Source organism: Singulisphaera photorubra (genome assembly GCF_045290345.1).
GTDB lineage: Bacteria > Planctomycetota > Planctomycetia > Isosphaerales > Isosphaeraceae > Singulisphaera.
Genome location: NZ_CP155447.1, coordinates 7,019,684 through 7,038,848 on the forward strand (window position 1 = coordinate 7,019,684; position 19,165 = coordinate 7,038,848).

At 61.6% G+C, this 19,165-nt stretch carries 10 protein-coding genes; 6 read left to right on the forward strand and 4 right to left on the reverse strand.

From position 1 onward, the window contains the following. Positions 1-116 precede the first annotated feature (116 nt). On the forward strand, positions 117-479 hold the full coding sequence (locus V5E97_RS26380; protein WP_406694564.1) for a hypothetical protein: 363 nt from the start codon (positions 117-119) through the stop codon (positions 477-479). A gap of 545 nt (positions 480-1,024) precedes the next feature. Here V5E97_RS26380 and V5E97_RS26385 read toward each other — a convergent pair. After that, positions 1,025-2,803 carry a M2 family metallopeptidase gene (locus tag V5E97_RS26385; RefSeq protein ID WP_406694565.1) on the reverse strand — a complete coding sequence of 593 codons (1,779 nt, stop codon included), beginning with the start codon at positions 2,801-2,803 and terminating at the stop codon, positions 1,025-1,027. 508 nt (positions 2,804-3,311) lie between these two features. Here V5E97_RS26385 and V5E97_RS26390 point away from each other — a divergent pair. Next, on the forward strand, positions 3,312-3,833 hold the full coding sequence (locus tag V5E97_RS26390; RefSeq protein ID WP_406694566.1) for a hypothetical protein: 522 nt from the start codon (positions 3,312-3,314) through the stop codon (positions 3,831-3,833). A gap of 275 nt (positions 3,834-4,108) precedes the next feature. Here the strand turns inward: V5E97_RS26390 and V5E97_RS26395 are convergent, their stop codons facing one another. Continuing rightward, positions 4,109-5,671 carry a hypothetical protein gene (locus tag V5E97_RS26395; RefSeq protein WP_406694567.1) on the reverse strand — a complete coding sequence of 521 codons (1,563 nt, stop codon included), beginning with the start codon at positions 5,669-5,671 and terminating at the stop codon, positions 4,109-4,111. A gap of 620 nt (positions 5,672-6,291) precedes the next feature. Here V5E97_RS26395 and V5E97_RS26400 point away from each other — a divergent pair. Then, on the forward strand, positions 6,292-7,722 hold the full coding sequence (locus V5E97_RS26400) for a twin-arginine translocation signal domain-containing protein (protein WP_406694568.1): 1,431 nt from the start codon (positions 6,292-6,294) through the stop codon (positions 7,720-7,722). A gap of 276 nt (positions 7,723-7,998) precedes the next feature. Here the strand turns inward: V5E97_RS26400 and V5E97_RS26405 are convergent, their stop codons facing one another. Then, positions 7,999-10,920, reverse strand: a complete 2,922-nt coding sequence (locus tag V5E97_RS26405; protein WP_406694569.1) for a beta strand repeat-containing protein — start codon at positions 10,918-10,920, stop codon at positions 7,999-8,001. Positions 10,921-11,578: 658 nt separating this feature from the next. Between V5E97_RS26405 and V5E97_RS26410 the strand changes: the two genes are divergently transcribed. From V5E97_RS26410 to V5E97_RS26420, 3 genes are all read left to right on the forward strand, one after another. Next, a complete protein-coding gene (locus tag V5E97_RS26410; protein ID WP_406694570.1) occupies positions 11,579-14,128 on the forward strand; it encodes an excinuclease ABC subunit UvrA in 2,550 nt (849 codons plus the stop codon). 187 nt (positions 14,129-14,315) lie between these two features. Continuing rightward, complete coding sequence (locus V5E97_RS26415) at positions 14,316-16,151, forward strand: serine/threonine-protein kinase (protein WP_406694571.1); 1,836 nt, start codon at positions 14,316-14,318, stop codon at positions 16,149-16,151. A gap of 4 nt (positions 16,152-16,155) precedes the next feature. Beyond that, on the forward strand, positions 16,156-16,959 hold the full coding sequence (locus V5E97_RS26420) for an RNA polymerase sigma factor (RefSeq protein ID WP_406694572.1): 804 nt from the start codon (positions 16,156-16,158) through the stop codon (positions 16,957-16,959). 107 nt (positions 16,960-17,066) lie between these two features. Here V5E97_RS26420 and V5E97_RS26425 read toward each other — a convergent pair whose 3' ends face one another. Further along, entirely contained in the window at positions 17,067-19,115 is a 2,049-nt protein-coding gene (locus V5E97_RS26425) for a redoxin domain-containing protein (protein WP_406694573.1), read from the reverse strand. Positions 19,116-19,165: the final 50 nt, after the last annotated feature.

Here is a 19,165-nt window from a genome sequence, read left to right on the forward strand (position 1 = left end):
ACCAGGAGATTTGGGTAAACTGTCAAGACTCGCGGGCAAGATTGCGGTCTCACCAAATCCCCAGACTTCCCATTCGAAGCAAATACCCACTGATGCATACCCAAGGAGAATCACACATGAAATTGGGCGACATTATTACGCTAGCAAACAACAGGTCACTTCCTATTCTCAAGATGAAAGGGCACGAGCAGCAGTTCTTCGCATGCATACTAACAGCATTAAAATGCAAATCAAGGCATCTCTACGTAAAAGACTTTGATGGAATTGTCATTTTCTCTTACCTTGACACTGATGATGACGAACGCATACAAATGCTCCAATCGCTGGCTGCTCATTCAGGCACAATTTTAGATTGCATTTTCACGATGCCGTCAGATCGCGAGATGACTGGAGTATTCGAGAACGCTAAAAGCTACTCGTTATTCAGCCTTTATGACGAGCTCATTCATTGTTGGCTATTTGATTTTAAAAAAAAATGACGACAAATCGATTGTGAACATTTGCCTGACTTTGGTTTACAATACAGATCAAGTTCCCGAATTGGCCGACAAGCTTATTAAACTCTGTGAAAGCAAAGGAATGTTTGGATAGATCAAGTTGCCGAATTCAAGGCGACGAGCCTGCCAGTCGAGCTCGAAGAATTCAATAACACTTAGGGCCTGAGCGGAGGGACAGTCGTGGCCTTGCACCAAAATGGGGCAAATCAGGAGACTTGAGCAAACTGTCAAGACTCGAGGACAGGATTGCGGTCTTACTAAAGACCCCAGACTTCCCAATCGGAGCGCATGGCCACTGATGCGACCTGATTATGCTGCTGCTCTTAATACTGAACCTGCCGCCCGATGTTGGGCGGCAGTTCGAAGCCGTTACTCATCGTTACTTCTCGATTCGGCGCCCGGGTAGTGGGGAGCAAAGACACGCCGGGACAAAGCCCCTGACCGATCGGCGCACCGCCTCCTCTCACAAATGAGGTGGGGCAGCCCGCCGTCTACAGGGCCTGGCGCGATCCGACCGCGCGACGTGATCACCAACCGGAAGTGCGTCCTTCATTTTGCTTGGCAAGCCAATTCATCACTGGACGAAAGTACTCAACAATGGAGGACGCTTCAATATTGCGGCGTCCGGCCAATTCGTACATGGTATCTTGCCACGGTTGGCTCGCTCCGTGGGCAAGTGCCCGCTGCAGACTCTCCCCAGCTGCGCGATTCCCATAAATCGAACCTCGATGTAGGCTACCCGTGTGCCCTGCCTTCTCGCATAATGCGCGATGGATATCGAACTGAAGGATGGATGCCACGAAGTAACGATCGTAGGGGACATTGTTGGCAATGTGGAAGAACATCCCAGCGTCGAAGTCTGCCTCTGTCCGGTCGATGGGTTCACTCACGCCTTGATACTTGCGACGCAGCTCCCACCAACCAGCATTGTAGTTTCCAGGAGGAATCTCTCCAGAAAAGACTTTCCAACGCCACATATCGACAACAATTGCCGTGGCGAGCTGCGGGATTTTTTCGAGTGCCGTGCGAAAAAGAAACGGGAGATCATCGTCCGCACGCGGGACTTCATCAAGAAGCCCGATCGTCTTGAGATAATCGGGAGTGATCGAGAGTGCTACGGCGTCTCCCAAGGCCTCGTGAAACGCTGGGTTTGCACCATCCTGAAAGAGGAATGGCTGGTCTTTACAGGCCAAATAATAGTAAACATGCCCGAGTTCATGATGAATTGTATTAAAATCGTCCTGATTAGTTTCGATTAACATTTTCAACCGCACGTCGCCATGCTTTGGATCGATGGGCCACGCGGAGGGCTGGGGATTCACGGTCCGACCAACCGGTTGACTGAACAGCGATCGCTCCCAGAATTCCGAAGGCAACCTGGGGAAGCCCAACGACATGAAGAAGCCTTCTCCGGTGTGAACCATCTTGTACGGCGTATAACCCTTCTCTCTTAAGCGTGCCGTGACGTCAATGGCCGAGAGAGCGTCCCCCGGAGTTACGAGGGAATTGATACCAGTCCAGGACTGTGCCCACATGTCGCCAAGCAAATGCGCCGGTATGGGGCCTTTCTCCGGGACAATGGCACCGTACTTTTCTCGAAGTTTGGCTCGAACGTGGCAGTGCAGCGCCTCATAAAGGGGCTGAATTTGACTCCACAACCGTTCGTACTCTTTCAGAAACTCATCCGGGGCCATGTCATAGTGGGAACGCCATAAGACACCGACGTCTTTGTAATTGAGCTCGCTCGCTCCGTCGTTCGCTAGCTTGACCATCTCCTGATATTGAGGGCGAAACGATCGTGCGTGAGCATTGTATTCCGACCAGGCCTCAAGCAATTCCTTCGTGTCTCTCGATTCTTGCATCACACGATAAAGTTCCGCTTTTTTTCGACTGGGCGGCTGCGTGAGACCAGCCGTTGCCCTTGTATAACTACTCTCAATCCCAGCGACGATCGAACTCAACTTTCGGCTGGCTGCGGGGTCCGAGGGAGCCGGAAGTGTCTCGGCAAGCTTCATGCGTGCGAGTTTGCGAGTGATCTCCCCTGGAAGTTTTTGACCATCGAATTGGACTGCTTGACGAACAAACTCAACGCGTCGCTTCTTTGCAATGGCGCCAGCCGCTTCGTGCAGCCGAATATGCTCATCGGTTTCATCTATCTCCTTATGGTATTTCGCCCGTTCTACCAGCTCTGAGAGTAACTCTAACTCGGCTTCGGCTCGTTCCACGAAGCGTTGAGCACCAGACTGAATTGGTGGTTCGTCGACCGCAACAAAAATTGCTGCGATGATCAGGCAATTCAAGGACATCGTGCATCTTCTCCGGGATTTCCCAATTGAGCGCTGACCGTGCCGTCCGGGCCCTCGCCCGGGCCTTCTCAACGCCAATTGAACCTGGGCCGAATGCCCGTGTCCAGAGGATCGAACGCCTCGATGGCCCCCACACGCCACGGCCCTCGACCTCACGGCGCACCTTCCCCATCCTCGTCAGCGTGCAAGGCTAGAAGGAGCATGCACTTACAATCCTAACGCATCTTTCACTTCAACGGAAAAGCTGGCCTCATGAATCATCCCAATTCGCAATTCCGCAAACATGAAATCAATAGAACCGAAAACAAGTCACTACGATCATAATTTTTAACTCATCCAGATTGAATCACGGTCCTCTTTACCACCTCTTGCGAGCCACCGCAACAACTGCTACATTTGTCATTGCCGTCCAGTGGGGTGGAGCCGTGCGAACGTGATATCGCCCGACCGGATGCGAACGTGAATCAAGGACAAAGCTTCATTGAATCGCCCAGAGCGGCCATTTACGGTGTTGGACCTTCTCATCCTCATTGCCGCGACGGCAGTCGGCTTGGGAGGAATGCGTGCGTTGGCACCGGCCAATGAGGTCTTCACCTACCCCTACGCGCCGATCACACCATCGCCCTGGCTCGGCTGGGCCTCGGTCACGGCGTCGAACTGGGCATTCTACCTGTCGCCCCTGCTCGCCGCGTGGACCCTCGGGATCGTAACCCTTCGACTTCGCCCCCCGAGGCCGCGCCGTTTGGCCTTTCAGCCAGGCTGGGTGGGGTGTTGTGCGGCCGCGACAGGCAGCGTGGCTGGAACGGTCATGACAGTCATTGGAATCCGTGGCCGCTACGGAATGATGAGCTTCTTCGAGTTGGTCGCATACCCAGTCGGTGTTGCGGTGCTGGCCGTCTGGACTCATCTCGCATGGAGTGGACAGTGGCGGGCCGAGCCAACCTGGATTGATCGGGCAGGCCGGATCGTGGGAGCGCTTTGGCTTGCGATGCTCCCTTTACTTTGGGGACGCTATCTCTTCTCACACTGACCATTGAACCGCGCGATGCGAGGGTCAGCCAGGGAAGAAGGGAGCAGAATTGGGAGTCAGGAGCCGATCATTGAAGTTTCTCCTCATGATTCGGCTACAGCGGTTGGTGTTCGGCTGGCGCACGGAAAGAGGGGACAGGCACCCGGCCGCTACGTGGAACAGACTGTGCCAAGGGACCCGCGGGCCGGGAGCCTGTCCCCTTTTTTCCTTCGTTGTACGCAACCCATTGGTAAACCGCTGTAGATCGGCTCCTGCCCCCTTTTTTCTTACTCGACTCAGTCACGACCGAAACGGAACAGGCCCCGGCGCGGCGGGGTTGGGATGCTGTCCGCGATCCGCGGGGGAGCCGAATCGCCGCCGGTCATGGGGGGGAAGGCGAGGGGTGACCGGCTCGCTTCATTCGTCGCCACCGGCCGGAAGGTCGGCGCCGCGCCGGTGAACTTCGCGCCGCCGCCATTGCTTGCGTCGAGCGCGCGGACGTTCGCCTCGGTGACCATCGGGTTGTGGCCCTGCCAGCGGCTCTCGGCGACTTCGAGGATGTTCAACGGCGCATACAACGCATCGCCGCCCACGGCCAACCAGTCGCAGAGGGCCACGGCCGACTCATCGACCTCACCGTCGACCCCGTAAACCAGGATATACTCATAATTATTGATCCTCGGCTTTGGGTCCTGGTCATTCAGGTTCGAGCCCGTGTTGGCGACCAACTCCAGCTCGATCCGAACCCGCCGTGCGCCCGCGCCGGGGATCACGTGGAAACTGGCGGTGTACTTGCCGATGCCATGGTTCCAGACTTCGTCGGGCCCGCCGGTGGGGGGAAACGCCCGCAGGTTCCCGAGCAGGGCCTGCTTGCGGGCACGGATGTGCCGCTCGAGCATCGCATGGAACCGCGGCACGTACAGGTCGCACGCATCAGAGCCGGGCCGGGGCGGGCCGGCTGGAATGTTATTGGCGTTGTCGCCGATCCTGTGGTTCAGATGGTTTTCGCCGAGCTCGGCCCAGAGGGCTTTCAACTCATCTCGCGACATTCCCGCGCCCGGCGCCGGCTGCGGCTCATTCAGCATGATCGAGGCGATGGCCCCTCCGAGACAGTGCCCCGGCCAGCGCTGAATGCCCTGGGTCTGACTGTACGCCGCCTCCCAGCTCCGCGATGAGAGCCCGAAGAGCTGGTCGAACTTGAGCAAGGGCGCGGGGGTCTGATACGAAACGCCGTCGGCGCCCAGGAAGGTCAGATCGTCATAGAGGTTGGGAAACCAGGTCGAGGTATCGCCAGGAGCCGGCCGACTCTCAAGCAGGCCGTTGGGTCCGGGCAGGATAATATCCTGTCCGGGCGCAATCGAAGCCCCGTAGGCGACGACCATGAGATCGTCGCCGGCCGGGCTCGGGGTGTCGACTCGCCCGTTGCCGCCGGACCAGGGCTCGTGGATCGAGTCGCCCTTCGTCGGCCAGTAGTAGTAGTTCCAGGGCATCCGCGCCGCCTGCCCGACCTGCACGAAGGCCGTCTCGACCGCATACGGCTTGCCCGGTCCGACGCCGGAAACCTTGAACGTGTACCAGCCTTGAGCGTTCGGCCCGCCGAGATCCTGGCCGTTGGTACGTGGCCGCCCATCGGGGCCAGTGAGCGCCTCGATCGTGCCCGCGCCTGCCTTGATGGTGAGCGTCCCACCGTGGCGGGTCGGGACGTAGACGCCGTAGGACTGGTCGCCGGTCTGGCCGCCCAGACTGCCGCCGAGAGGGACCGGTCGGACCGCCTCCGCCGCCACAACCTCCCGGGTCGATGGGACCAACGCCAAGAGGACGCAGGCCATCGCGCCGCGGAGACTGAGACCAATATGCATGCCGCCTCCCGAGGATAAGTAGAGATTCCCTTCCCCGCTATCCTCACCCGAGCCGACCGTTGTGACCCGGCCCGAGCGAAATGATGGGGATCGCGACTACGTCTCCATCACAAGTCCGATGCCGAACCCGAGACGGGACGCACAGACGGAGCGGCTGACCGCATCGAGATCCTTATCAAGCCCAGGCTTGCGCCGTTGCCGCCAGGTCTCCGCATCGGGAAACAGGCCGGCAGTCCGGCCACCTCCAAGGTCACCGCCTTGGTTGCACGACGACCATCATGAGCGCCTAGCGACCACCCTCCTCACAAGCATCACATTCCCCACATTCCGCACATTGTATAATCGCAACGCCCGATCGGACGCCCGACGTGATCCAGGGGAATACAGCCGGGCCGGCCGTGCTACGGATTCGACCGGGTCGGAAATCCATCGAGATTCTCGCCCACTTGCGGCTCTTTGAAGAAAAAAACTCAAGCATCATTTATTACAACACGCTAACAATATCAATAATCTTACAATATTTCACATCACGACTCAAGCGTAAACTTTCCAGACGAACCAGGCTGGCAAAATCCAAGCCAACGATGACGCCACGGCCAATCGCGATGAAGCAGGGAAAAATGGCTCGATCCGGAGCGTCCGAGAATTCCTTGATGACGGCGATGCTCGCCATTACACTGCCGGAACAGAAAGTCCCAGCGGAAGCAATATCGCCGCTCCGCGTGGATATCCCGAACCTCATTGTCCCCGTTCGGAGGAACAGTCTCATCCGAAACATCAACGCGCAAACAGTTTTCAATCGCCGCGAATTTCTGGGAACCGCCGCCGCGGCGGCCACGGTCGGAGGCTTGTTGAGCCCTGGCATCTCCAAACTCCACGCCGCCGACGCCGCCACGACCGGTGAGACCAAGCACTTCTGGTATCGCCTGGCGCCGGCGGGGCCCTACATCGATTCGCAGCGCGACAACAAGGCTTTCGGATTCAGCGACGGGAAGGTTTTCCTGTCGGAAGACAATGGCCGGACCTGGGCCCACAGCGCGGCGTTTCCCGATGCGAATAACATCACCTTCAGTTGCCTCCTGAAGAACGGGAACATCCTCTTCGCCACGCGCGAAAAACTGTTCTTGAGCACCGACAATCTCGCCACCCACCGAGAGATCATCGTCAAGAACCGCGAAGGCGGCGATTACCTCCCGCATACGCCGCAGAATCCGGATCAGCCTGGCTGGTATTTCCATCCGCTCGACGGTGTGCACACCTGGGAAATCGATGGCTCGGAAATGCTGGTGTGGGGAAACTACTGCAACGTGCTCGGCGGGCCGGTGCCGGCAAATATCTACTACTCGACCGACGGCGGACAGACGGTCAAAATTGCCTATTCGTTCGGGCGGAATCCCCATTTCCAGGAGAAGGGGACCAAGCCTGAATCGTTCCTCGGTGATCCCACCAATCCAGTCATTTGCCGGCACATCCACGCGGTGGTGTATCATCCCGCCGAGCGGGCCTTTTACGCCTGCACCGGGGACATCGATCGCGGCAAAGGGAACGAATGCCACTGGCTGCGCGGGGTGTATGACGCGCGGACCGACGCATGGGACTGGCGGGTCCTGGTGTCGGTGAACTCGAACTCGCGTTACAAGTCCGGCGGCATCAATTTTGTTGATGGCCAACTCTACTGGGCTGCGGACGCGAACGGCCCCAAGCCGGACGGCCAGAAGCACGACCGCGGTATTTTTCGCTGCTCGCCCGCCGATTTCACCGATCCGAAGAAGCACACCCAGCTCTTCAACGCAGAATTCGAAATGGCCAACATGATCATCGAAGACGGCGTGATCCTGGCCGGTCATTGCGCTCCCGCGTCCACCTTCGCCACGGGCATCGCGTATTCGCCGGACATGGGCAAGACCTGGGTGGAGTACGACCTGGCCGAGTTAGGGCCGCGATCTCCCGTCCGCTTCCACCCGAAAAACAGCGACGGCTGGTTCCGGATGGACCTGAGAAAGGGATGGATTGAACGGGCGGAAGTCCTCTTCATCAAACCGAAGCCTTGAAATCTGCCTCTCATCAAAAGGAACGAACCGAGGCGTGGAGCACCACACCTCGGTTCGTCATCTTTTTTCCTGAGTCGCCCACACAGACTCTTAGAGTCTGTCCCCGAAGGTGAATCCCACGGGAGCTTTTGAATGATCTGCTGGGTGCCATGCGGTTCCGTACTCGGAACCCATGCGGGAATGCCTTGGCCTGGCGAGCACGGGTTCCGAGTACGGAACCCGTGGCACCCAAACGGCCTTCAATTTTCGGTTTCCCTGAACTTACGAGACAGACTCTTAGATCATCCTGAAGCGACGTGGGGCCTGCGCGAAGAGTGGTGTCATTGCCGATTGGCTCGCCCCGAAGGCATTGGTTCCCGCATAGGCTGCGAGGACACTTCCCTTCGGCCGTCGTCCTTTGACCTGGATATTGAGCTCGGCGACCCCGTTGACCAGAGGCACCTGACGAGCGGGTCCACTCGGACCGAAGAACGTAATCGTTCCGCCGGACGGAACGGAACCGACCTGGCTCGATGACACCTGGGCCGTGATCTTGGCGTACTGCTTACGCCGTTGCCGAAGGAGTTCGACCTTGACCGTGGTGCTGGTCGCGATCTGGGTTGCATTCGCCTGAATTCCACCGTTCGTGGGGGTCGGCGTCGGTGTTCCCGTGGGGGTCGGCGTCGGCGTTCCCGTGGGAGTCGGCGTCGGCGTTCCCGTGGGGGTCGGCGTCGGCGTTCCCGTAGGTGTCGGCGTCGGTGTCGGTGTCGGAGTCGGCGTAGGTGTTGGCGTCGGAGTCGGCGTAGGTGTTGGAGTCGGCGTTGGTGTCGGAGTCGGAGTACCAGTTTCGTTAGGTGAGGGGTTCTGGACGTTCACCGTCACCGGTGCCGACCGACTGAGTGCTCGGTTGGTCGTGCCGTTGAAGTTGGCCGTGATATTATGCGTGCCCGCCGTGAGCACCGGGATCGTCAGGCTGGCCGAGTTCCCGACGATGCCCTCGGTGCCGAGGATCGTGTTTCCGTCGAGGAAGGTCACGGTCCCGCCGCCGGGTGAGGGGCTGACCGTGGCCGTAAAGGTGACCGGCGCACCGACGGTCGTCGAGGTTTTGGAACTGGCGAGCGTCGTGGTTGTGGCCACCGCGACGGGCGTCGCAGCGGTCACGGTCTGGATGACCGGAGCCGAGACCCCCTGCGGATTCCCCTCTGTGCCGGCATATGAGGCTGTGATCGAATGCGTGCCGACGGAGAGGTTCGTGAGATTCAGGCTGGCAGCCCCGTTGGCGAGCGCCACGGTTCCGAGCGAGGTCGACCCATCCAGGAATGTGATCGAGCCGGCGACGGCCGGGCTGACCGTGGCCGTGAGGGTGACGGCCTGGCCTTGCATCGAGTTGGGATTACTGCTGGTGAGCGTGGTCGCGATCGCCACCCGATTCACCGTGATGTTGCCCAGCGCCAAGGGTCCGGCCAGACCGTTGGCCGTACCATCGCGGGAGGCCTGCGCGTTGAAGCTGCCCACTCCGATGAAGCCGTTGTCCGGAGTGAACTTCAGGCCCGCGGCCGCCTGCTGGATCGTGATGAAGTCGTTGTTGCGGATCGGGGTGACGCCGTCGGCCTGATAGAGGGTCCCGTGGGCGATCTTGGTGATCTGGAAGCTCGTGACGTTCCGCGCCCCGTACGGATTGGGGGTGAGAACCAATCCCGAGTTCGACTGCTGGTTGAGGATGGTGTACGACGAGCTGATGAGAGGCCGGTTATTGATCGAACGGACGTCGATGGTCGTGCTGTCGCTTCTCGACAGAGCTCCGCCCAGGCCGGGGCCATCCAGGCTAGTCGTGTTCAGCGTGAGCGTGGTGATGCCGGGGTAGGGGTTGGTGGGCCGATAGGTCAACCCATTCAACGCATGGTTCAGTTCCGAAAGCGTCCCCGTGTAGCTCAACGCCGCGGTGCCGTTACCGGTGCCGGTCAAGCCTTGCAGGCCGGACAGGGTCAGGGTCCCGCTGTTCACCGACAAGTCGATTTTGAAGGTATTGTCGGGCCGATACGGATTGGCCACGGCAATCAGATTGCCCCGTGCGCTCGAGAAGACCAAGGGCTGGTCCTGGTCGAGCGATTGAGAGCCGGGCAACAGGTTGACCGGCGCCGCGTTCGGACCCGAGAAGGCCGACGTGTTGCCCAACGGGTCGGTGACCGTCGCCGTCACCACCGGCTTGCCGGCCACTGGCGCGAAGGAGTACGACACCGGCGCGTTTCCGGACTCGTCCGTCGCCACGGTGACTGAACCGACGAACGTATCGCCCTGGGCGCCTGGAGTCGAGGACGCGTTGGCGAAGAACTCGACGCGGTAATTGCCCGTATTCGGAAGCCCGCGGACGGTCCCGGTGACCGTGACATTGCCTGCGTCGGCCACCGAGGTGAGCACGGGGGCCGCCTGAAGCGCATTGGGAGCGACGTCGCCCGTCCTGGGATCGAGCAGGATGCCCGGCCCGGCGTTACTGGCGATCGAGTTCTCGGTGATCCGGTTCCGGTCGGAATTCGTGATCCCGATCGCGGGTCCGTTGTTCGCGACCAGCGCGTTCGCGGCGATCGTATTGTCGTGCGAGTGGTCGGCGACCAGAACGCCCGTCCCGTTGTAGGCGATCAGGTTGCCTTGGCCGGCCCCCGTGCCTCCGATCGTCTGGTTCGACCCCGTGATCCGGATCGCGGTCCCATTCGGGGCGGGAGTCGTGCCGTCGCTGGCGGTTCCGAACTCGTTCCCCTGCACGACGATGCCGTTGCCCTGAAGCGTGAGGGCCGTGCCCGAGAAGTTGTGGAAGTCGAGTCCCTTGACCGTCGAATTGCTCGCCTGAATCGTCAGCCCGTCGGCGGCGCCTGCCGATCCCGAGAGGGCCACGTCCGGGGCCGCCGGATCGCTCGTGCCGTCGATGGTCACAGAGGTGGTGACGACCGGCAGCGGGGTCGCCAGCGCGATCGTTCGCTGCGTGGCGTCGAGGTTGAAGTTGATCGAGTTGGGCTGTCCCGAGTCCGCGTTTGACTGCGTGATGACCTCGCGCAACGTTCCGGGTCCGGAATCTCCTGGATTGGTGACGGTAAACGTCGAGAGGAGAAGTCGCGAATCGAGCGACTCGATGCGAGGCCGGTAGTCCTTTTTGGCCAAACGCTTTGAGGGGAGAGATTGTAAGCCCTGTCGAGCGAGCCGACCGAGGAAGGTCCGACGAGCCATTGGACTGGCCTCCTTGCCTGATGATGGCCGCTACATCCGTGCCGGCGGCCATGAAGAGAAGTGCCCGGAATGGGCTCATTCCCGACCTCGTTCAAGCCGGCCCCACCCAATCCATCCGAAGATGCGGGCCAGGGACCGTCGACGACCATGAAACAGTCGCTTCGATGAAGCAAAAGTCGAGACAGGATAAGCTGAGACAAGCTGAGATGTGAGTCGTCGAAGCTGCTTGGTGACAGCCCGCTTCGCCATATTTGACCGTTAACAAACTACAACAGTTGCCGAAAACCGTCTAGGCCAGATCGCGAGCCACGTCCAGCCCGAATTCGACACTTTTCCGGCAATTGCTCAACCTTCAACCCCCGACTGCCCTCCCCTGCCCCGAAACGGCTAACGGCAGCCTTCCGCGATTCTTTCGCCTATTGGCAACGTAACCAGAAACCAGCAACGTCCGCACCGCGTATAAGCAGCCGAGCGTTCCCCAGGAAACCTGAAGCAGGTCATCCGAAATAAGGGCGTCGGGGCATTCGGCGGATCGATTCCTGTTTCCCATGGGCATTTTGTATGCTGACGGAACGCAAGTTGTGTTCAGTCAACCGGAACGGCTCGACCCCAGAGTCTTTTCCACCGGCTATCCTTTCCGCGACGGCGAGTCACTCGAATGGACAGGGCTGATCATTCTCATTCCCTTGAGCCTGCCGGCCAGGCATTCAAGGGGTTCGTCCACGTTCGCGGGGCCAGAGAGCACAACCTCAAGAACATCGAGATCCGGATCCCACGCGATGCCTTGGTCGTCTTCACGGGCGTGTCCGGGTCGGGCAAATCGTCGCTGGCCTTTGGTACGCTCTACGCCGAGGCTCAGCGACGCTATCTCGAATCCGTTTCCCCGTACGCCAGGCGTCTGTTCCATCAGTTGGGTGTGCCCGAAGTCGATGAGATCGACGGCCTGCCCCCCGCGGTGGCGTTGCAGCAGCAACGCGGCTCGCCGTCCACGCGGTCATCCGTCGGCACCGTCACGACGCTCTCGAATCTGCTCCGGATGCTCTACTCCCGCGCGGGGGATTATCCGCCCGGGCAGCCGATTCTCTACGCCGAGTCGTTCTCGGCCAATACCGCCGAGGGGGCCTGCCCCGAGTGTCACGGCCTGGGACGAGTTTACGAGGTCACCGAACGCTCAATGGTGCCGGACGACTCGCTCACGATCCGCGAGCGGGCCGTCGCCGCCTGGCCGACCGCCTGGCAGGGGCAGAACTTGCGCGAAATTCTCATGACGCTCGGCTACGACGTCGACAGGCCCTGGCGAGAACTCCCCCATAAGGATCGCGACTGGATCCTCTTCACCGACGAGCAGCCGACGGTGCCGGTCTACTCAGGCCTGAGCGCCAGCGAGGTCAGAAAAGCGCTCAACCGAAAGGACCTGCCGAGCTACCAGGGGACGTTCACGAGCGCCAGGCGCCACGTGCTCCACACCTTCGCCAACTCGCAGAGCGCGCTCATGAAGAAGCGGGCACTCCAGTACATGCTGAGCCGTGAGTGTCCGCTCTGCCACGGCAAGCGGCTCCGCTCCGAGTCGCTTGCCGTGAAGTTCGCGGGCTTCGATCTCGCCGCTCTCTCCAACGTGCCGCTCGCCCGGCTCGCCGACATCTTGCGTCCGTACGCGGAGGGGACCGCCGCGGCCCTGGCGAAGCTGACGACCGAACACCCGGAGAAGGCGATCGTGATCGAGCGGATCGCCCAGGATCTCTGCGCGCGGCTCGCCGTGCTGATCGACATCGGCCTTGGCTACTTGTCGCTCGATCGTGGCACGCCCACTCTCTCGCCGGGTGAGCTCCAACGCCTCCGGCTCGCCACCCAGGTCCGCTCGAACCTGTTCGGCGTGGTTTACGTGCTCGACGAGCCATCCGCGGGGCTCCACCCGGCAGACACCGAGGCGCTCCTTCGGGCGCTCGGCCGGCTGAAAGCCGCCGGCAATTCCCTGTTCATCGTCGAGCACGATCTCGACGTGATCCGCCATGCCGACTGGATCGTCGACGTGGGGCCGGCTGCCGGCCAACACGGCGGCTTCGTGCTCTACAGCGGCCCGCCCGAGGGGCTCAGGCAGGTCGAGGCCTCCCAGACCCGTCGCCATCTGTTCGAGGACCAGGTGGTTCACCGCAGGGCCCCGCGCCCTCCCAAAGGCTGGCTCCACCTGGCCGATGTCACGCGAAACAACCTGAACCACCTCGACGTTGCCTTCCCGCTGGGGGTGTTCACGAGTGTGACCGGCATCTCGGGCTCGGGCAAGTCGAGCCTGGTCAGCCAGGTGCTGGTCGAGCTGGTCGCGGAGCAACTTGGCCACGTCCTCTTGCCCGACGAGGAGGACGGCGACGGGCTGGAGCGGCCGGCCGTGGAAACCCTCGGCGGCCGGATCACGACCGGGCTGGAAACCATGAGACGTCTCGTGCAGGTCGACCAGAAGCCGATCGGGCGCACGCCACGCTCCAACCTGGCCACGTACACCGGGCTCTTTGATTATATCCGCAAGCTTTTCGCATCCACCCAGATGGCGAAAGATCGCAATTACGACGCAGGACGCTTCTCATTCAACGTCGCCAAGGGGCGTTGCCAGACGTGCCAAGGCGAAGGCTTCGTGATGGTCGAGCTCCTCTTCTTGGCCAGCGTCTATGCGCCCTGTGCGGCCTGCCATGGAACCCGTTATCACGAGGAAACCCTCGAGATCAAGTACCGCGAGAAGAGCATCGCCGACGTCTTGGCGATGACGGTCGATGCGGCCTGGGAGTTCTTCGCCGAGGAGCCACCGGTGTTCCATTCGCTCGACGTGCTGAGGGAGGTCGGCCTGGGTTATCTGCGCCTTGGCCAGCCGGCGACCGAGCTCTCCGGCGGCGAAGCGCAGCGGATCAAGCTCGCGACCGAGCTCCAACGAGCCCAGCGCGGCGATACGCTCTACATCCTCGACGAGCCCACGACCGGCCTCCATCCGGCCGACGTCGAAAAGCTCATGACCCAGCTCGACGGCCTGGTCGAATCGGGCAATACGGTCATCGTGGTCGAGCATGAGATGCGCGTCGTGGCAGGGAGCGACTGGGTCATCGATATCGGCCCAGGCGCCGGGGACGAAGGAGGACGAATCGTCGCGTCCGGGACTCCCAACGAAGTAGCCGCGGCGGCCCAGAGCCGCACCGCGCCGTACCTGGCGCGGTGTGTCGATTGAGATGCGGCCCAACCCAAGGCATCGTTGATTCGAGAGGAAGCCTGCCCTCCACCATCGAGGGCACAATCGGGTCGGTCCACCCCCCTTTAATTGGATCGTGTAACCGGCGCGTTGGGATTCCTCAGGTAACTCGCAGGCGAACATTGCGAAACTTGGGAACGGACCTGAGCTGAGGCAAGATGCAATCGTGACCGACACAACGAACATTCCAAACTGTCCGCGCTGCGGGGCACCTGCGAATCCGGACGTGGCCGGCGGCCTTTGTCCTGCCTGTCTGCTGAGACAGGTGGCGTTTGGGACGGGGACGGACGACCTGTCCGCGGAACCGTGGACACCCCCTGCCCTGAGCGAATTGGTCCCGGCGTTCCCGCAATTGGAAATCATCGAACTCATCGGCCGAGGCGGGATGGGGGCGGTCTACAAGGCCCGCCAAAAGTCGCTTGGGAGGTTTGTGGCACTCAAGATTCTTGCGCCGGGGCACGCGGACAACCCCCGCTTTGCCGAACGGTTTTCGCGGGAAGCCCAGGCTCTGGCGGAACTCAATCACCCGAATATCGTCACGGTGCATGACTTTGGGCGGGCCGGCCCGTTCTTTTTTCTGCTGATGGAACACGTCGACGGTGTCAACCTGCGCGAGGCGATGAAGGCGGGCCGTTTCACGCCGGAGCAGGCGCTAGCGATTGTGCCCTCGATCTGCGAGGCGCTGCAATTCGCGCATGACCACGGCATCGTGCACCGCGACATCAAGCCAGAGAACCTACTGCTGGATCAATCAGGCCGTGTGAAGATCGCGGACTTCGGCATCGCGCGGATCGTGAGCTCAGGGCTCGATCCCGCTTCGGAAGTCACGGTTCCGGGCGCCGCGGACCTCACGCAGGAGAGCGTGCTGGGCACACCGCAATACATGGCGCCCGAGCAGGCGGCCCTACCCGCGCGGGTGGATCATCGCGCGGACATCTACTCGCTCGGCGTGGTGCTTTACGAGTTGCTTACGGGCGAGCTGCCGATAGGAACCTTCGAGCCGCCCTCGCGCAAGGTGTCTGTCGACGTGCGACTCGACGCCATTGTGTTGCGGGCCCTGGAGCACGTGCCGGAGCTTCGTTACCAGACGATCGGGGAGATGCAGACCCAGTTGGAAACGGTGGCCAACGAACCTGGCGCAGGCAAAGCCGGCAGTAAGGAGGACATTCCGGCATCGCGTTATATCTACGAGGGCAAGAGCTATGTCTCCACGCCGGAACAGCTCAGCACCTTCGACGGTCAACTCTTCCTATATCGCCGCAAGAGCCAGATGCTCCTCGATGATCGCCAGCTCATCTTCACACGCACCGGCACGACCACAATCATCCCGTTGGCCGCGATCCGCAACCTCAGCATCGGTCAATACCCACGTGTTGTGAATCCCGCGGGCATTGACTTCATCAGTGTGACCTACGAGGTGGGAGACCAGTCGCATCGTCTCATCTTCTCGCCTTACGAAGGCCTGATCGCCCTGCCCTCGCACTTCAACCAATACGTGGCCGATTGGTTCCAATCCATCCGCGCCGCCACCACGGCCGCGACCGGCCACGAGCCTGGCAACATCCCCAGCGACCCGTTCCGAGGGCCGTCCAGTTCCCACATGACCATCGCCTTGGTGATGTATGTCCTCGTTTTCTTGATCAGTTCACGCTGGGGCGGGTTGGGCTCGACTTTGAGCCTGGTGTCGGGGATCACTTGCGCCGTTTTCGGTTCCAGTTCGATGCTGGGCATTCTCCTGAAGAGCGCACTCAGCGGCGACAAGCTGGCTCCACGACCGCAACTGCTCGCCGGCTTTCTGTTGTTCGTGGGCGGAATGATAACTATCGCTATTTATATTGAGTTTCAACGCGCGACGCCCCAAGTCGCCCCAGCCCAGGTCGCCCCGAGACTTGTCCCGCATCCTGAACGCTTCGCTTCACCACCGAGGATGCCCGCTGTCGAGCCGCCACTCAAGGTTCCAGGCGATCCGCCTGAATCCAACGCCAAACAAATAATGCGATGACTCCATGAACGATCGTTCCTCGAACCACTTTCGCACGACACGTTGGACTCAGGTTCTCGCGACCCGCGGTGAATCTCCCGAAGCGAGACACGCGCTGCGTGACTTGTGCGAAGCGTACTACGGCCCGGTGGAAGCGTTCGTGCGACGCAGCCGACCGGGCCGCGACGATGCCCGCGATCTCACGCACGCGTTTTTCGCCAAGCTGCTCGAAGGGAACAGCCTGGGGGGCGTCGAACGGACCCGAGGCCGGTTCCGCTCCTACCTGCTGGGAGCGGCCAAGCATTTCCTGGCCGACCACGCTGATCGCTCGTTCGCCGAGAAGCGGCGAGGTGGCCGAGCGCCAGAGTCATTCGACCCAGGCCCGAGCCGCAGTCGATCCGCCCCCCAAGAGCAGGCGCGGTTCGATGTCGCGGATCCTCATGGATTTCCCCCGGATGCCTATTTCGACCATCAATGGGCGTTGACCATCGTTGAGAAGGCCATGCGTGACCTGCAAGCGGAATCGCGGACCCGTGGCGAGACAACGCGGTTCGAGATTCTGAAACGCTGGCTCATCGCTTCTGAGGACCGCGCGAGGGCCACCGAGGCGGCCCGTTCGCTGGACATGACAGACGGGGCCTTCAAAGTCGCCGTCCATCGTCTCCGGAAGCGATTCCGCCAGCTCGTCCATGACCAGATTGCCTCCACCGTCGATGGTCCGGAAGTCCTCCAAGGGGAACTTGACTACTTGATCCAGGCCCTGACCGCATCGCACCCGGGTACGGATACGAATACGGAAGCGACGCGGCAAGCAATAAGTCCAGAATAACGAAACGCACGCGGCATTCCGCCGTCGGTCAATACCGCCTGAGGCAACCGGCCTCTCACGGCGTAGAGTGGCACTCCTCGCCAGTCACATGGCTAGCGACGACTTCATCAGGGCGCCTTGCCGATGGTGAGCACGCTGTTATTAAAAAAGCCGGTCTGCTGCCAGTTGGCGGGGTCGTGGCGGTAGTGCTTGCCGTCTTGAACGTATTTGTACTCGTATCGACCCGGTGGCAGGGAGATTGTCGTGGTGTAGAGCCCGTCGGGGCCGGGGCCGTCGAGCTTCTGGACCGGGGAGAAGTCCTTGTTGAAGGTGGCCGCGAGCTGGACCGACTTCGTGCCGGCGGGAGGGCGGTGGCGGAACGTCACGTCGAAATCGCCGTCGCCACGAGGGGTTGCCGAAGGGGCGGGGACGCTCAGGTCCTGGTAGCCGAGAGCCACGTCCATGTAGCCGACCAGCATCTCGTCGTTCGTTTGCTCGCCGAAGGTGACGACCTGAGACGGGTCGGGGTTGTTCGGGTTGTCGGCCGAGTTATCAAACCGGGCCAGGCAGCGTATGATCGTCCCCTCCGGCATCGCCTTGGGCTCGTCGAGGACGTAGGCGTTTTGCCAGTCGAATTCGTAACGGGGCACGTCGAGGAGGACTTCACGCCGGCCGTCGGGATAGACGGCTTCGTAGCGAAACGACTTGCCCCGGAGGTGCATGTGGGGCAGGAACGCGTAGAGGATGGAGTCCTGGTTGAAGCGGTGCTCGGCCGTAACCGGGTAGTCGGCGGTTTTTGGCGGGATGCGGAACTGGTAGTTGATCGCGGCGGCCGAGGTCATTCTCTTCCGAACGGTCGCCCGGTCGGCAAACGACAGGCCGATCCGACTGCGGTCGGTCTGCGGTGTCCCGCGCGGGGTGTAATGGGCCTGAACCAGCAGCTTCGCCCCCGCCGGAATCACCTTGGCCGTCCCCTCCGGAAGGATCCGTGGGGGCATCCCCGGAGAGTACGCGGCGAGGAAATCGTAGTCGAATGGGTTTTGCGACGCTTGGCCGGGGGGGAGTACATAAACGATCAGGTGATGCAAGACCGACGGGTTCTGAGGCCGAACCTGGGTGGCCTGGACCCAGACGTCATGGTCGAGCTTGAGGTCGATCAGGAAATTCTGGTAGGGGAGGACACCCGACGCCGGGATCTCGACGGTCTTCGGCAACTCGACGACCAGATCGGGCGTCGGGATCCGCCAGACATTGGCGTCAGCGACGGCGGTCGGGGCGGGCGGCTCGACCGGCGGATCGCCCAGGGGGGCGCCGTCGGCGGCCCAGGCGGCGATCGCGGCTTTCTCCGCGTTGGTGAGACGGGCCTCATTGCGGAACTTCCCGTGGTCGGGGCTGGCGTGCCAGGGGGGCATCCGGCCCTCGCGGACGACCTCGGCGATCGTGTCGGCCCAGCCGGCCGCCTCCTCGTACGAGGTCAGCGCGAATGGGGCGATCGCGCCAGAGCGGTGGCAGTCCACGCAGCGATCCCGCAACACACGCGCCACTTGCCCTGAGTAGGTCACCGAGCCCTTCCCCGGCGCACGCACGCGGCCGATCCGACACCCGACAGCCTCCGTCGTCGGGGTGGACACCTCGCGCCCGGCAAGCAACTCCTCAAGCGCGTTGGCGAGGTCCCGGCGCGTCGGCGAAGGCCGGTGTGCGGCCGGGGTAAACTGGTCGTCAACCCGGCCCTGATACCGAACCGTGCGTTTCTCGTCGAGCACGACGACCTCGGGGGTGCGCTCGACCCCGAGGCGATCGGCCAACACGTTGCCGGCGTCCTTGAGGAACGGGAACGGAAGCTTGTGGACGTCCGCGAACCGACCCATCGCCGTGACACCATCCTGCCGGTTGGCGTCGACGGCGAAGAAGGCGACCCCCTTTGGCTCGAACTCGCGTGCAAGCTCGGCAAGTGTCGACCCATAGCGGTTGGCGACCGGACAGTCGACCCCCACGAACGCAACCACGATCAGCTTGCGGCTACGGACGTCATCCGACGAGTGCCAGGCACCCCGGAAGTCCTGGAGCCGAAACGAAACCTCAACCGCGGGCCCGCCCCACGCGACCGGGGCATGCCCGGCCACCGCGACGAGACAGAGACCGAGGCGCAGCAAGATCAATCGGCCTGGGGTGAGCATGGCAGAATAACTCGTGGGATCGCGAAGTCGCCCTGGATCGACGTCAGACT